Consider the following 15036-nt stretch of genomic DNA (forward strand, 5'->3'; position numbering starts at 1 on the left):
GGCCTCGCACCCCGTGGCCCACGCCGGGTCCACGCGGTGTCCGGCTCTGCCGGCCGTCCCATACCCGTACCCCCCTTGGAGCCCACCGCTTGAGCAGGCCTCAAGGCCCACTTGAAGGGACATTACCTGACGAAGAGCTTGCGAGGACCGAGCAACGCCGTACCGACTCGCACATGTGTCGCGCCGTGGGCGATGGCCTCGTCCAGATCGCCGCTCATGCCCGCCGAGACGATCGTCGCGCCCGGGTGGCTCGCCTGGACGGCGCGCGCCAGCTCGGCCAGGCGGGCGAACGCCTTGCCCGGCTCCTCCCCCAGCGGCGCGACGGCCATCACGCCGGCCAGCCGCAGCCCCGGGCTCCCGGCGATCTCGTCGGCCAGCCGGGGCACGTCGACCGGCCTCGCGCCGCCCCTGGCCGGATCGTCGTCCAGCGCCACCTGCACCAGGCAGCCGACCTCGCGCCCCGCGCGCTCGGCGGCCCGGCTCAGCGCCTGTACCAGGCGGGACCGGTCGACCGAGTGGACCAGGTGGGCGTAGCCCGCGACGGAGCGGACCTTGTTGGTCTGCAGCTGGCCGACGAAGTGCCAGGTCAGCGGCAGGTCGGCGCACTCTCGCGCCTTGACGGAGGCCTCCTGGTCGCGGTTCTCGCCGATGTCGCGCACGCCGAGCCGGGCCAGGATCCGGATGTCGGAGGAGGGGTAGGTCTTGGTGACGGCGACCAGGGTCACCTCGCCGCGCTCGCGCCCCGCCGCACGGCACGCCCGCGCGATGCGGGCCTCGACCTCGGCCAGCCCCGCCGCGATCTCCTGCTCCCGGCTCACGTCGCCTCCTCGCCGTATCGCCATCCGGGTGTCGGGCCATACGGTACGGCAGGCGCACCCATCCCCGGATGCCGCACTCCCCCATGGGAGGCCCTTCACGCCTGCCGTACCGTCGCCGGCGGGCGATGCCCCGCATGCGCCGTTCCCATGGCCGGGCTCACCCGGACACACCGTCCGGCGCGCTGGACCACGGTCGCCCGGCGGCTGGGCTCCAGGCCCGCGACCCACCCCGCGCTTCCAGGCCGGCGCCCCACAAGACACGCGCATCCATGATCGGGCGGGCGACCATCCCACCCTCGAGACCGACGTCCCGCAGGACAGGTACGCCCTGGCCCGGTTTCCCGTCTCCTGCGGCGTCCACGCCTGGAACGGCGGGGCTGTCACACTCCAGGTCCCTCATGCGGCGTGCGTCCTGGACGGCGAAGCCCTTCACGTCTCCAGGGCCTCACCCCTACGGCGTTCGCCCTCGGAAGGGCGTAACCGCCGCACCGCAGGTTCACCGCCCCGTTGGGCGCTCGCGTCCGGGGCGGCGGCAAGGGGCGCCGGTGAGGCTCGGCACCCCCAAGGACCCCGGCCCTACTTGAGGAAGTCCGGGACGTCCAGTTCCTCTTCCTGGTCCTCGAACACGACCGGCCGGCGCTTGCCCTGGTCGGGCATGCGGGAGGTGATCGGCGTGGGAGGCGTCGCCGGCTCGGGGGTCGGCTTCGGGATCGAGATGGGCCCCGGAGCGGCCTCCGCCTCCCCCTGCACCGGCTCGGGCGCCGGGATGGGCGTCACGGGCGCCGGGGCGGGCGAGGGCGCAGGAGCCGGGGCCGGCGTGCTGTCCACGGGCCGGACCGGCTCCAGGCGCGGCTCGCCGGCCGCGGGCTCGGACCGGTAGTCGCCGCGCGGTTCCGGGCGAGCCGCCTCGGCCCGCCCGGACTCGGCGCGGAAGCCGCCGCGCGGGGGCTCGGACCGGAAGTCGGCCCGCGGCTCGGACCGGAAGTCCGCCCGCGGCGGCTCGGCGCGAAGGTCGCCCCGGCCCGTGTCGGCGCGCGGCTCCGGGCGGGGCGGTTCGGCCTTGACGGTCGGCCGGGACGACGGCGGGGCGGCCGCGCGGGCCTGGGGACGCGGCGGGTCCTTGGGCGCGGGCTTGAGCTCGTCGAAGCCGGCCGCGATGACCGTGACGCGCACCTCGTCGCCGAGGGCGTCGTCGATGACCGTGCCGAAGATGATGTTCGCGTCCGGCGCCGCCGCGTTGGACACCAGCTGGGCCGCCTCGTTGATCTCGAACAGGCCGAGGTCCGAGCCGCCCGCGATGGACAGCAGCACGCCGTGGGCGCCGTCGATCGAGGCCTCCAGCAGCGGGCTGGAGACGGCCATCTCGGCGGCGGCCACCGACCGGTCGTCGCCGCGCGCGTGGCCGATGCCCATGAGGGCCGAGCCCGCGCCGGACATGACGGACTTGACGTCGGCGAAGTCGAGGTTGATCAGACCCGGTGTGGTGATCAGGTCGGTGATGCCCTGGACACCGGACAGCAGCACCTGGTCGGCGGCCTTGAAGGCGTCCAGCACGCTGACCTGCCGGTCGGAGATCGACAGCAGCCTGTCGTTGGGGATCACGATGAGCGTGTCGACCTCGTCGCGCAGGGTCTCGATGCCGGCCTCGGCCTGCATCGCCCTGCGCCGGCCCTCGAAGCTGAAGGGCCTGGTCACCACGCCTATGGTCAGCGCGCCCAGCGAACGCGCGATGTTGGCCACGACGGGCGCGCCGCCCGTGCCGGTGCCGCCGCCCTCGCCCGCCGTGACGAAGACCATGTCGGCCCCCTTGAGGACCTCCTCGATCTCCTCACGGTGGTCCTCGGCCGCCTTGCGGCCAACCTCGGGGTTGGCCCCGGCGCCCAGGCCGCGGGTCAGCTCCCGGCCCACGTCCAGCTTGACATCGGCGTCACTCATCAGCAGCGCCTGGGCGTCGGTGTTGATGGCGATGAACTCGACGCCCTTGAGTCCCTCCTCGATCATCCGGTTGACGGCGTTGACTCCGCCGCCGCCGATGCCGACGACCTTGATGACCGCGAGGTAGTTCTGCGGTGCTGCCACGACGAGGGGCCTTTCCGCTCGTTGACTTGCCATTATGGGTGCGGGGCCAGCCCGCGCTTCAAACTCTCAACCTCAAGTTGAGATTCACACTTATGTCAACCTGAGGGTCGATACGGACAGTAGGAGTTTCGCTCCGGGCGGGTCAACTAACCCCGCCCCAACCGGTCCGGCGTGTCGCGGCTGTCCTATTTCACCGTGACCACGTCGGGCGAACTCACGTCGTAGACGCTTCCCTCGCGCGTCAGGAGCTCCTCCAGGACCCTGGACTTCTGCTCGGCCCGGTCGGCGGCGCCCCAGACGACCACGCGCCCGTCCGTGAGGGTGAGCGAGACCCCGTCCGCCGAGGTCGCACGTATCTGCTCGACCCGGCGCGACAGGCCGGCCGGCAGGCTGCCCGCCACCTGCAGCGCCGCCTTGGTCGCCGGATCGCCTGGACCTGGCCGGTCGAGCCTGAGGACCGGCAGGCTGGGCGGGGCGACGTCCTTGATCTCCGTCACCACTCCATCCTTGTCGATCAGCGCGGCCTTGCCGTTCACCGGAACCACCGCGACCGGCTCCCGCTCGACCACCTCGATGGTCAGGGTACCGGGCCAGGACCGGCCCACCCTGGCGGTGGCGATCTTCCGGATCTCCAGCAGGCGGCTCTCCACGGCCGCCAGGTCCACGGTCGCCAGAGGCTCCAGCTCCGCCACCCCGGCCCGCTTTTTGATCTCTTCTGAGGGGATTGTGATATTTCCCACGATATGTACGGATCTTACGCCGAGGACGGGCGACAGGAACACGAGCCAGGCGGCCGTGCCGACCACTCCCGCGGTCAGCAGGACGATGAACGCCCTCCGCGCCTTCACGCAGTCCCCCTCGTCACCTACGCGCTGTCCGTGATCACGCTACCGCGCCCGCGGCCGGATCCGGTCCGGCCCCGGGTACGGCTCCCGCGCCGCCGGGCCCTACGCCTGCCCGCCGAGCTCCCTGACGATGAGCGGCCCGAGCTCCGTCACGTCGCCCGCGCCCATCGTGAGCACGATGTCCCCCGGCCGGGCCAGCGAGGCCACGAGCGCGGGCACCTTGCGCTTGTCGGGCGCGTAGGTCACCCGCTCGTGCGGGACCCGCGAGGCCACCATCGCGCCCGACACACCGGGCTCGGGATCCTCCCGCGCGCCGTACACGTCGAGCACGACCGCGTGGTCGGCCAGGCCCAGCGCCGCGCCGAACTCGGCGGCGAAGAAGCGCGTGCGCGAGTACAGGTGCGGCTGGAAGACGGCGAGGACGCGGCCAGAGCCCGAGTAGGAGGCCACCACGTCCCGCGCGGCGCGCAGGTCGGCGGCCAGCTCGGTCGGGTGGTGCGCGTAGCTGTCGAACACCGCCACCCCGCCGGCCTCGCCCTTGGCCTCGAAGCGCCGCTTGGCGCCCGTGAAGGCCGCCAGACCCGCCCTGACGTCCTCGAAGGGCAGGCCGAGGGACTCGGCCACGGCCAGCGCCGCCGTGGCGTTGAGCGCGTTGTGGGCGCCGGGGACGGCCAGCCGTACCCGGCCGCGCCCCTGGACGGTGAAGACCACCCCGAAGCCCTCGGGGCGGACGTCCAGCACGCGGTAGTCGGCGTCCTCGGCCGTGCCGTACGTCACCACGGGCACCGGCGAGCGGGCGGCCAGCGCCCTGGCGCCCGGGTCGTCGGCGCACAGCACCAGCAGGCGGCTCACGCGCTCGGCGAAGCGGGCGAAGCCGGCGTGGACGGCCTGCGGGTCGCCGTAGTTGTCGAGGTGGTCGGCCTCCACGTTGGTGACCACGGCGACGTCGGGCGCCAGCATGAGGAAGGAGCCGTCGCTCTCGTCGGCCTCGGCCACGAACACCCCGCCGGAGCCCTCGTCGGCGCCCAGGCCGGTGGTGACGAGCTGGCCGCCGACGCAGTAGGAGGGGTCGGCGCCGCACTTCTGCAGCGTCACGGTGAGCATCGAGGTGGTCGTCGTCTTGCCGTGGGTGCCGGCGACGGCCACCGCGGTCTTGCCGGCCATCACCGAGGCCAGCGCGGCGGCCCGGGGGATGACCCGCAGCCCCTGCCGCAGCGCCTCCCCCAGCTCGGGGTTGGAGTCGCGGATGGCGGTGGAGACGACGACGGTGTCGACGTTCCTGATGTGGGAGGCGGCGTGGCCGATGTGGACGGTCGCGCCCAGCTCGCGCAGCTCGGTCACCAGGTCGGAGCTGCGCGCGTCGCTGCCGGAGACCTTCACGCCCCGCTTGAGCAGGATGCGCGCGATCCCGGACATGCCCGCGCCGCCGATGCCGATGAAGTGGACCCGGCCGAGCTGCTCGGCCGAGACCGGGTCCACCGGCTTGACCAGACTCATAGCGACAGCACCTTCCTGGCGAGCACGGCGTCGGCGTCCTTGCGCCCCATGGCCGCGGCGGCCTCCGACATGGCGGCGACCCTCTCGGGGTCGTTCAGGATGGGCAGCACGTTCTCGATGATCCAATCGGGTGACAGGTCCGCGTCGTCGACGACGAGGCCGCCGCCGCCGCGGGCGATCGTCTCGGCGTTGACCCGCTGCTCGCCGTTGCCGTGCGGCAGCGGCACGTACGCCGCCGGCAGCCCCACGGCGGTCAGCTCGGCGCAGGTCAGCGCCCCGGCGCGGCACAGGGCCAGGTCGGCGGCGGCGTAGGCGAACTCCATGCGGTCGATGTAGGGCAGCACCACGTACTGCGGATCGCCCGGGGGCGGCTCCTCCTCGACGGCGTTCTTGGGCCCGACCAGGTGCAGCACCTGCACCCCCGCGGCGCGCAGCCGGGGCGCCGCCGCCAGCGCGGCCTCGTTGAGCGACCTGGCCCCCTGGGAGCCGCCGAAGACCAGCAGCGTGGGCCGGTCGGTCTGCAGGCCGAACCACGAGCGCGCCCTGTCGCCGGCCGAGAAGCGGTCGAGCGTGGCGATCTCGCGGCGCAGCGGCGTGCCGATGTACTCGGCCTTGGCCAGCGTGCAGTCGGGATGCCCGGTGTAGACGTGGTCGGCGAACCTGGCGCCCAGCCGGTTGGCCAGCCCGGGGCGCGGGTTGGCCTCGTGCACGACGATGGGGATGCCGCGCCGCCGGGCCGCGAGGTAGGCGGGCGCCGCCACATAGCCGCCGAAGCCGACCAGCACCTGCGCCCGCGCCTTGTCCATGACCGCCGCGGCGGCGTTGACCGCTCCGGTCAGCCGCCCCGGCATCGTCAGCAGCGCGGGCGTCAGCGTGCGCGGCAGCGGCACGGCCGGGATGAGCTGCAGGTCATACCCCCTGGCGGGGATCAGTCTGGTCTCCAGGCCCCGCTCGGTGCCCAGGCAGGTGACCTCCGTCGCGGGGTCCAGCCTGCGCAGGGCGTCGGCGAGGGCGAGCGCGGGCTCGATGTGGCCGGCCGTCCCGCCACCCGCGAGCACCACCCTCATGTCAGGCCCCTCCTCGTCTGCCTCCCAGGCCAAGCCAGCTTAGAGCCCGCTGGACCGGTCCGGGGCCACGAGCGGCCAGGGCCTCGCGCGCGCCGGGCTCTCGTCTGGCGAACGACAACAACATCCCAAGCGCGGCCATAGTCGGCAACAGGGCGGATCCGCCGTAGGAGACCAGCGGCAACGGGATGCCGGTGATGGGCAGCACGCCGATCACCGCGCCCATGTTGACGATGGCCTGGCCGGCGATCCAGGCGACGACGGCGCAGGAGGCCAGCCGGACGAAGGCGTCGTTGGCGCGGTAGGCCACGCGCAGCCCCGCGTAGCCGAGCAGGCCGAACAGCGCCACCACGACGAGCGTGCCCATCAGGCCGAGCTCCTCGCCGAGGATGGAGAAGATGAAGTCGCTCTCGCCGTGCGGCAGCCACTTCCACTTCTGGCGGCTCGCCCCCAGGCCCAGGCCGAACCAGCCGCCCGAGCCCATCGCGATCTGCCCCTGCACCGCCTGGAAGCCGCCGTCCTGGGGATCGCCCCACGGATCCAGGAAGGAGGCGATGCGGTCCACGCGGTAGGGCTCGAGGATGATCATCGTGACGGCGGCGATCGCGGCCAGCGCCAGAATGCCGCCGAACAGTATGAGAGGCGCGCCCACCACCCACAGCAGCGCCAGGAAGATCATGAACAGCACCAGCGTGGTGCCCAGGTCGCGCCCCAGCATGACCAGCACGGCCAGGACGGCCACGCCGGGCATGAGCGGCAGCAGCAGCTGCCGCCACTCGATGCGGCCCATCCGGGCGCGGCGCGCCAGCAGGTCGGCGCCCCACAGGGCCAGGGCCAGCTTGGCGGGCTCCGACGGCTGGACGGTCAGGTCGCCGATGTAGATCCACCGCTGGGCGCCCTGCTCGGCCGAGCCGATGAACACCACCAGGACCAGCGCCAGGATCGACACCGCCATCAGCGGATAGCCCGCCCACCGGAAGAACTTCTGCGGCAGGCGCGAGCACACCCACATCAGTGGCACGCCCAGCGTCGCCGACAGCGACTGCTTGATGAACCAGGAGAACGGGCTGCCGGTCTTCTGCAACGCCTCGATGCTGGAGGCGGACAGCACCATCATCAGGCCGAGCGCGAGCAGCAGGGCGCTGCACCCCAGGATCAGGTAGTAGCTCGTCAGGGGCTTGTCCAGCAACTCCCTGAGCGTGCCGAACCGCTCCTCGGCCCGGGTGGGCCCCTTGGCGGGCCGCTCGGTCGCGGCCGTCACGAGGCCTGCCGCTTCAGGGTCCGTACGGCTCGCGCGAAGGCCTCCCCCCGCGCCGGATAGTTCTCGAACATGTCGAGCGAGGCCCCCGCGGGGGCCAGCAGCACGGTGTCCCCCGGGGAGGCGAGCCTGGCGGCTTCGGTGACGACACGGTCCATCACCCCAGTGTCCCGCTCGGCGATGTCCACCACCGGGACATTCGGCGCGTGTCGCGCCAGCGCCTCGGCGATCCTGGCCCGGTCGGCGCCGATGAGCACGGCGCCGCGCAGCCTCGGCGCGGCCTGCCGGACCAGGTCCTCCACGTCCGCGCCCTTCAGCTGGCCGCCGGCGACCCACACGATCGACGGGTAGGCGGCCAGCGCGGCGGCGGCGGCGTGGGGGTTGGTGGCCTTGGAGTCGTCGACGTAGTCCACCCCGCCCACGCGGTCGACGTGGGCCATCCGGTGGGGGTCGGGGCGGAAGTCCAGCAGGCCCTGCCGTACGGCGTGCGGGGGCACCCCGAGGGAGCGGGCCAGGGCGGCGGCGGCCAGGGCGTTGGCGACGTTGTGCGGGGCGAGGGGGCGCACGTCGGCCAGCGTGGCGAGCTCTTCGGCCCGCCGCAGGGGGTCCTCGACGAAGGCGCGGTCGACCAGGAGGTCCTCCACCACGCCGAGCTGCCCGGGCCTGGGGACGCCGAGCGTGAACCCGGCGACCCGGGGCCCGCCCGCCGCGTCGTCATCGAGGTACGGCGAGGCCGCCTGGACGGTCCGCGGGTCGTCGGCGTTGTAGACGACGACGCCCGCCCGCTCGTAGATCTTGGCCTTGGCGGCGGCGTACGCCTCCATGGAGCCGTGCCAGTCCAGGTGGTCGGGGGCGATGTTGAGGATCGCGGCGGCGTGCGGCGCCAGCGTGCTCGACCAGTGCAGCTGGAAGCTCGACAGCTCCACGGCCAGCACGTCGTACGGCTCGGCGACGGCCTCGACGACCGGGACGCCGACGTTGCCCACGGCGGCCGCCTTGCGCCCGGCGGCCAGCAGCATCGAGGTGAGCATGCGCACGACCGTGGTCTTGCCGTTGGTGCCGGTCAGCGCCAGCCACGGCGCCGGCTGCGGGCCGCGCAGCCGCCAGGCCAGCTCCACCTCGCCGACCACCTCCACGCCCGCGGCCAGCGCCGCCGAGATCAGCGGGTGGTGCGGCGCCCAGCCGGTGGTGACCAGGCGCACGGTGCCCTCGGGCAGCTCGGCCGTCCCGAAGCGCACCTCGACGCCGTGCCGGGCCAGCTCCTCGGCGGCGGCCCGCTGGCGCTCGCCCTCGGCGGCCTCCACGACCACGACCCGCTCGCCGCGCTCGGCCAGCACCCGCGCCGCCGCCGTGCCCGACACGCCCAGCCCCGCGACGCAGACGACCCCTGTCATGCCTTGGGCATCCATTCCACGTAGAACAGGCCGAGCCCGACCGCCGCGCACAGCCCGGCGATCAGCCAGAAGCGGACCACGATCGTCGTCTCCGCCCAGCCCTTGAGCTCGAAGTGGTGCTGCAGCGGCGCCATGCGGAAGACCCGTCTGCCGGTCATCTTGAAGAACCCGACCTGGATGATCACCGACATCGTGATGATGACGCACAGCCCGGCGAGGATGATCAGCAGGAGCTGGGTGCGGGTGGCGATGGCCAGGCCGGCCAGGACGCCGCCCAGCGCGAGCGAGCCCGTGTCGCCCATGAAGATCTTGGCGGGCGGGGCGTTCCACCACAGGAAGCCCACCAGCGCGCCCAGGACCGCCGCGGCGACCACCGCCAGGTCGAGCGGGTCGCGCACCCAGTAGCAGTTGGGGCCGAGCTGGTCGATGCAGTTGTTGCGCAGCTGCCAGTTGCCGATCAGCACGTACGCGCCGAGCACGACGCCGGCCGCGCCGCTGGCCAGCCCGTCCAGCCCGTCGGTCAGGTTCACGGCGTTGGAGAACCCGACAATCATGATCAGCACCCAGATGGTGAAGCCGACGATGCCGATCGACGGGCCGAAGTCGCGCAGGAACGACAGCCTGGGCTCGGCCGGGGTGATGCCGTAGGCGTTGGGCTGGCCGACCACCAGCACGGCGAACACCGCGCCGACGATGAGCTGGCCGAGGGCCTTGGCGCCGCTGCGCAGGCCGAGGCTGCGCTGCTTGTAGATCTTGATGAAGTCGTCGAGGAAGCCGACCGCGCCCAGGCCCGTCATCAGGAACAGCACCAGGCCGCCGGAGATGGTCGGCGGCTCCAGCGTCGCCAGGTGGGAGGCGCCGTAGGCGAGCAGGGCAGCGATCACGAAGACCGTGCCGCCCATCGTCGGCGTGCCCTTCTTGCCCAGGTGCGACTGGACGCCGTCCTCGCGGACCTGCTGGCCGATGGATCTGCGGGTGAACAGCCGGATGGCCAGGGGCGTGCCGAGCATCGACAGGATCAGGCCGACGGCTCCCGCGATGATGATGTTGGTCACTGGCCGGCACCCCCGTGGTGGCGGGCCGGCTCGAGGAGAAGTTCGGCGGTGCGTTCCAGGCCCATGGCGCGCGGGCCCTTGATGAGGACGGCGTCGCCGGGCCGCAGCCAGGCGGCGAGCTGGGCGGCCGCCTGCTCGGCGTCGGCGACGTGCACGATCTCAGTCCTGGATGTGTAGTCCGGCAGCGCCACGGGTTGGTCCGGTACGGCGGGCGCGCCGCCGGCGGCGCGGGCGCCCTCGAGCACCGGCTGGGCGTCGGGGCCCGCGACCACCAGCCCGGCCAGGCCCGAGGAGCCGGCCAGGTGGCCCAGCTCCTCGTTGAGCCGGTCGCCGTCCTCGCCCAGCTCGCGCAGGGCGGCGATGACGGCGAAGCGGCGGCGGTCCTTGGCCAGCACGCCGAAGGTGTGGAAGGCGGCGCGCATGGAGTCGGGGTTGGCGTTGTAGGCGTCGTTGAGGACGGTCACGCCGTCGGGCCGCTCGGTGACCTCCATGCGCCAGCGGCTGCGCGGCTCGGCGGCCGACAGCTCGCGGGCGATGGTGGCGACGGGCAGGCCCAGCTCCCAGGCGACCGCGGCGGCGGCCAGCGCGTTGGACACCGCGTGCTCGCCGTACAGCCGCAGGGTCACGGGCGCGTCGCCGGAGGGGGTCACCAGCGTGAACGCGGCACGGCCGCGCTGGTCGAGCACGACGCCCTCGGCCCGCACGACGGCGGTCTCGCCGCGCCCGAAGAAGGTGACCCGCGCCTGGGTGCGCTCGGCCATCTGGCGCACCAGCGGGTCGTCGGCGTTGAGCACGGCCACGCCGTCGGCGGGCAGCGCCTCCACCAGCTCGCCCTTGGCCTTGGCGATGGCCTCCTTGCCGCCGAAGACGCCCAGGTGCGCGGTGCCGACGTTGAGCACCACGCCGATCTTCGGCGGCGCGATGCGAGCCAGGTCGGCGATGTGGCCGGCGTGGCGGGCGGCGAGCTCCAGCACGAGGTAGCGGGTGTCGGCGTCGGCGCGCAGCACGGTCAGGGGATGGCCGATCTCGTTGTTGTAGCTGCCGACGGGGGCGACGGTGGGGCCGATCAGCTCGGTCAGCCGGGCGATGAGGTCCTTGGTGGTGGTCTTGCCCGCCGAGCCGGTGACGCCGACGACGAGGGCCGACGGCAGCGCGGCGCACACGGCCCTGGCCAGGTCGGCCAGGGCCGCCACCGGGTCGGGCACGATCACCGAGGGGGCGTCGACCGGCCGGGTGCCCATCACGGCCACCGCGCCGGACTGGACGGCCTGCGCGGCGAAGTCGTGCCCGTCGACGCGGGCGCCCCTGATGGCCACGAAGAGGGATCCCGGTTCCACGGCTCGCGAGTCGGTCACGACGGGGCCGCGCACGACGGCGCGGGGGTCCGCCGTTCCTGACAGGGCGCCGGAGGTGATCTCGGCGATCCTCGCCAGAGGCATCGGGATCATGGGACCTTCCTGCTTTCTATCGCTTCGGCGACGACCTGCCGATCGTCGAACGGGATCACCTCGCCGGAGACGTACTGACCCTGTTCGTGGCCCTTGCCCGCCACGACGACGACGTCGCCGCGCCCGGCTCCGGCGATCGCCAGGCCGATGGCCGCCCTGCGGTCGGGCTCCACGACGACGTGGGCCCGCTCCTCGCGCGGCACTCGCAACGCTCCGTCCATCATGGCGACCAGGATGGCCAGGGGGTCCTCCGAGCGGGGGTTGTCGCTGGTGAAGATGGCCACGTCGGCCAGCCGCGCCGCCGCCTCGCCCATCAGCGGCCGCTTGCCGGCGTCGCGGTCGCCGCCGCAGCCGAGCACGACGATGAGCCGGCCGGCGGTCACCTGGCGCAGGGCGGTGAGGACCGACTCCACGGCGCCGGGCTTGTGGGAGTAGTCGACGATCGCCTGGAACTCGTCGGAGGGCGAGGTCACCCTCTCCATGCGGCCGGGGACGCCGGTCAGGCCGCCGACGCCGTGGACGGCCGTCTGCAGCGGCACGCCCGCCTCGACGAGGGCCACGACGGCGCCCAGGGCGTTGGCCACGTTGAAGGGGCCCGGCAGGGACAGCTGGACGTCGGCCTCGACGCCGCCCGGGCCGAGCACGCGGAAGGCGCTGCCGTCGGCGCCCAGCCGCAGGTCGGCGACCCGCCAGTCGGCGGCGGGGTCGCCCTGCGCCGACACCGTGGTCATCGGGATCTTGGCGACCTCCAGCAGCTCGCGCCCGTAGCGGTCGTCGACGTTGGTCACCCCGACCCGGCTGAACTCCGGCTGGAAGAGCTTGGCTTTGGCGGCGAAGTAATCCTCCATGTCGCGGTGGAAGTCGAGGTGGTCCTGCGACAGGTTGGTGAACAGGGCCACGTCGTAGAACAGGCCGTCGACCCGGCCCAGGGCCAGGGCGTGGCTGGAGACCTCCATGGCCGCCGCGGTCACGCCGCGCTCGCGCATGAGGGCGAACAGGCCGTGCAGCTCGGAGGCCTCCGGCGTGGTGAGCCGGGGCGCGAGGACGAGGTCGGCCACGTGGATCTCCACGCCGCCGATGAGGCCGGTGACGTGGCCGGCGGCCCGCAGGCCGGCCTCCAGCATGAACGTCGAGGTGCTCTTCCCGCTCGTGCCGGTCACGCCGATGACGGCGATGTCGTGGGACGGCCGGCCGTACACCCAGGAGGCGACCTGGCCGAGGACGGCGCGCGGGTCGGGGACGACCAGCACGGGCAGCCCCGTCCGCGCGGCGGCGTCGTGGCCTGTGGGGTCGGTGAGGATGGCGACGGCTCCCCGCGCCATCGCCTCGTCGCAGTACAGGGCGCCGTGGGTGGTGGCGCCGGGGAGGGCGACGTACAGGTCGCCGCGCTGGACCTGGCGGGAGTCGATGCTGACGCCGGTGAGCGCGGCGTGCGGGGACCTGGTCGTGCCCGCGTCGAGCATGGTCGCCAGCCCGCTGAGCGGGCGGGGCGCGCTGCTCACGGGGCGCATGGTCGCCTGGCTCGCGGCCGTTGGGCGGGCCGCGGGCCCGGCGACGTGGGGATCGTTCGGGGAGAGCACGGCGAGAGCGTACCTTCCCCTGTCACCCTGCGGCGCGTGTCGCGCCGCTCGGCGGGATCTTCTTGCTCTTGATCGCGAACGTCATCACGTCCTTGAACACCGGGGCGGCGATCTGCCCCCCGAAATGGCCCTGTTTGGGATTCTGCAGCACGGCCAGCACGACCAGCCGGGGGGCGTCGGCGGGGCTGAATCCGACGAAGGAGGCCGTGTAACCGTGGTAGCGCCCCAACTGGGGATCGTAGCGGTTCGCGGTGCCCGTCTTGCCCGCCACCCGGTATCCGGGGATGGCGGCGGCCTGGCCGGTGCCCTCCGCGCTCACCGCGCCCTCGAGCATGGCGGTGATGGCCTTGGCGGTGCTCTCGCTGATCACGCGGGTCTGCCTGCCGGGGGCGGCGGGGACGAACCTGCCGGTCCCGTCGGTGGCTCCCGCGACGATCTGCGGCTCGACGCGCACGCCGCCGTTGGCGATCGTCTGGTAGACGCTGGCCATCTGCAGCGCGGTCACCGACACGCCCTGCCCGTAGGCGACCGTGCAGCTCTGGCTGCCGGACCACTGGCGGTAGTCGGGCAGCAGGCCCGCCTCGGCGCCCGGCACGCCGCCGCCCGGCCGGGCGCCGAAGCCGAAGGCCCTGAGCATCGCGTGCAGCCGCTGGCTGCCGACCTTCTTGGCGGCCTGGACGGTGGCGGTGTTGCTGGACTGCTCCATCGCCTCCTGGAAGGTCATCTTCTCGGTGGGGTGCGGGTGGGCGTCGCTGAGCATCCGGTCGGCGCACCTGATCCGGTACGGCACGCTGAAGACGGTGTCGGGGCGCACCACGCCGGCCTCGATCGCCGCGGCGGCGGTGATGACCTTGTTGGTGCTGCCGGGCTCGAACACCTCGGCGGCGGCGCGGTTGACGTACTGCTCCTCGGGCGCCTTGCGCCAGTTGTTCAGGTCCAGCTCGGGGCTGTTGGCCATGGCGATGATCTGGGCGGTCTCGACGTCCATCACGATGACCGTGCCGCTGTCGGCGCCGGTGGCGGCGACCTGCTCGGCGACGGCCTTCTGCGCGGCCCACTGGATGTCGCGGTCGATGGTCAGCCGCACGTCGCGGCCGTCGGCGGGGGCCTTGCGCTGGCTGCGCGTCATGGGGATGCGCTCCCCGTCGCGGCCGATCTCCACCCGCTGCTCGCCGTCGCGCCCGGCCAGCAGGGCGTTCTTGGCCTGCTCGATGCCGGTCAGCCCGACGCCGTCGTCGCCGACGAAGCCGATCACCGAGCCGGCCAGGTCGCCGGCCGGGTAGACGCGCTTGTACTGCTTCTTGGTGGTGACGGCGGGCAGGGGCGGTTTGGCCTTCAGGACGCGGTCGGCCACGAGGGGGTCGACGTCCTTGGCGATGAGCTGGTAGCGGCTGTCGGTGCGGGCGAGCTTGGCGGCGATCTCCTGCTCGGGCTTGCCCAGCTCCTTGGCGAGGGTGGCGGCGACCTGGGCGCGCTTGTCCGCGGGCACCTTGGAGGGGTCGACGGCGATCTCGCGCGCCTCGACGGTGAGGGCCAGGGGGTGGCCGTTGACGTCGGTGACGGCGCCGCGCTTGGCGGGGATCTCCTCGGTGCGCACGCGCTGGTCGGCGGCGGCGGCCTCGTAGACCTTGGAGTCCAGGCCCTGCATCTGGATCAGGCGGCCGGCGAAGATCGACAGCACGAACGTCATGCCGATGAGGCCGATCTTGATGCGCCTGCGGGGGTTGCCCAGGCGCAGCACGAGGGGGGGCTTGGGGGGCTGGGGCGGCCTCGGGGGCGGCGGCTTGCGCCCGCCCCCGGGCGGGAACCGGCCGCCGGGGTCGCGGCGCAGGGCCGCGCCGCGCGGGCGCACGCGCTCCCCTTCGCGTTCGCGCCGGACTCGCTCGCCCTCCGGCCGAAGGCCCTCGCGACGGGCGCGCTCGCCCTCCGGCCGGGCGCGCTCGCCGTCGGGGCGGGGGCGTCGCCGTCCCTCGTCGGCGGGGTTGCGCTGGTCCCTGC

The 15036-nt window shown here is 73.6% G+C and carries 11 protein-coding genes; all 11 read right to left on the minus strand.

The window, feature by feature from the left end; translation table 11 throughout:
* Window positions 1-122: 122 nt before the first annotated feature.
* Complete coding sequence (locus BSB02_RS03420; protein ID WP_084956640.1) at window positions 123-842, minus strand: YggS family pyridoxal phosphate-dependent enzyme; 720 nt, start codon at window positions 840-842, stop codon at window positions 123-125.
* 552 nt (window positions 843-1394) lie between these two features.
* A complete protein-coding gene (gene ftsZ / locus BSB02_RS03425) occupies window positions 1395-2897 on the minus strand; it encodes a cell division protein FtsZ (RefSeq protein ID WP_084956642.1) in 1503 nt (500 codons plus the stop codon).
* A gap of 185 nt (window positions 2898-3082) precedes the next feature.
* Window positions 3083-3745 (minus strand): cell division protein FtsQ/DivIB, encoded by a 663-nt coding sequence (locus BSB02_RS03430; protein WP_084956644.1) that lies wholly within the window; start codon window positions 3743-3745, stop codon window positions 3083-3085.
* A 99-nt stretch (window positions 3746-3844) separates the two neighbouring features.
* Entirely contained in the window at window positions 3845-5239 is a 1395-nt protein-coding gene (murC, locus tag BSB02_RS03435) for a UDP-N-acetylmuramate--L-alanine ligase (protein ID WP_084956647.1), read from the minus strand.
* The gene (murG, locus tag BSB02_RS03440; protein WP_084956648.1) at window positions 5236-6306 is read right to left on the minus strand and encodes an undecaprenyldiphospho-muramoylpentapeptide beta-N-acetylglucosaminyltransferase; all 1071 of its coding nucleotides are present in this window, start codon (window positions 6304-6306) and stop codon (window positions 5236-5238) included. Before murG ends, murC begins: the two co-directional genes overlap by 4 nt.
* 1 nt (window position 6307) lies before the next feature.
* On the minus strand, window positions 6308-7564 hold the full coding sequence (gene ftsW, locus BSB02_RS03445) for a putative lipid II flippase FtsW (protein WP_084956650.1): 1257 nt from the start codon (window positions 7562-7564) through the stop codon (window positions 6308-6310).
* Complete coding sequence (gene murD / locus BSB02_RS03450; RefSeq protein WP_084956652.1) at window positions 7561-8955, minus strand: UDP-N-acetylmuramoyl-L-alanine--D-glutamate ligase; 1395 nt, start codon at window positions 8953-8955, stop codon at window positions 7561-7563. Before murD ends, ftsW begins: the two co-directional genes overlap by 4 nt.
* Entirely contained in the window at window positions 8952-10010 is a 1059-nt protein-coding gene (gene mraY, locus BSB02_RS03455; protein WP_084956654.1) for a phospho-N-acetylmuramoyl-pentapeptide-transferase, read from the minus strand. The genes murD and mraY overlap by 4 nt, the downstream gene beginning before the upstream one ends.
* Complete coding sequence (locus BSB02_RS03460) at window positions 10007-11458, minus strand: UDP-N-acetylmuramoyl-tripeptide--D-alanyl-D-alanine ligase (RefSeq protein WP_084956656.1); 1452 nt, start codon at window positions 11456-11458, stop codon at window positions 10007-10009. Before BSB02_RS03460 ends, mraY begins: the two co-directional genes overlap by 4 nt.
* On the minus strand, window positions 11455-12969 hold the full coding sequence (locus tag BSB02_RS03465) for a UDP-N-acetylmuramoyl-L-alanyl-D-glutamate--2,6-diaminopimelate ligase (protein ID WP_084956657.1): 1515 nt from the start codon (window positions 12967-12969) through the stop codon (window positions 11455-11457). Before BSB02_RS03465 ends, BSB02_RS03460 begins: the two co-directional genes overlap by 4 nt.
* 91 nt (window positions 12970-13060) lie before the next feature.
* Entirely contained in the window at window positions 13061-14779 is a 1719-nt protein-coding gene (locus BSB02_RS03470; protein WP_476756177.1) for a peptidoglycan D,D-transpeptidase FtsI family protein, read from the minus strand.
* Window positions 14780-15036 lie beyond the last annotated feature (257 nt).

Origin of the sequence: Thermoactinospora rubra (assembly GCF_002093975.1) — a bacterium.
Taxonomy (GTDB): Bacteria; Actinomycetota; Actinomycetes; order Streptosporangiales; family Streptosporangiaceae; genus Nonomuraea; species Nonomuraea rubra_A.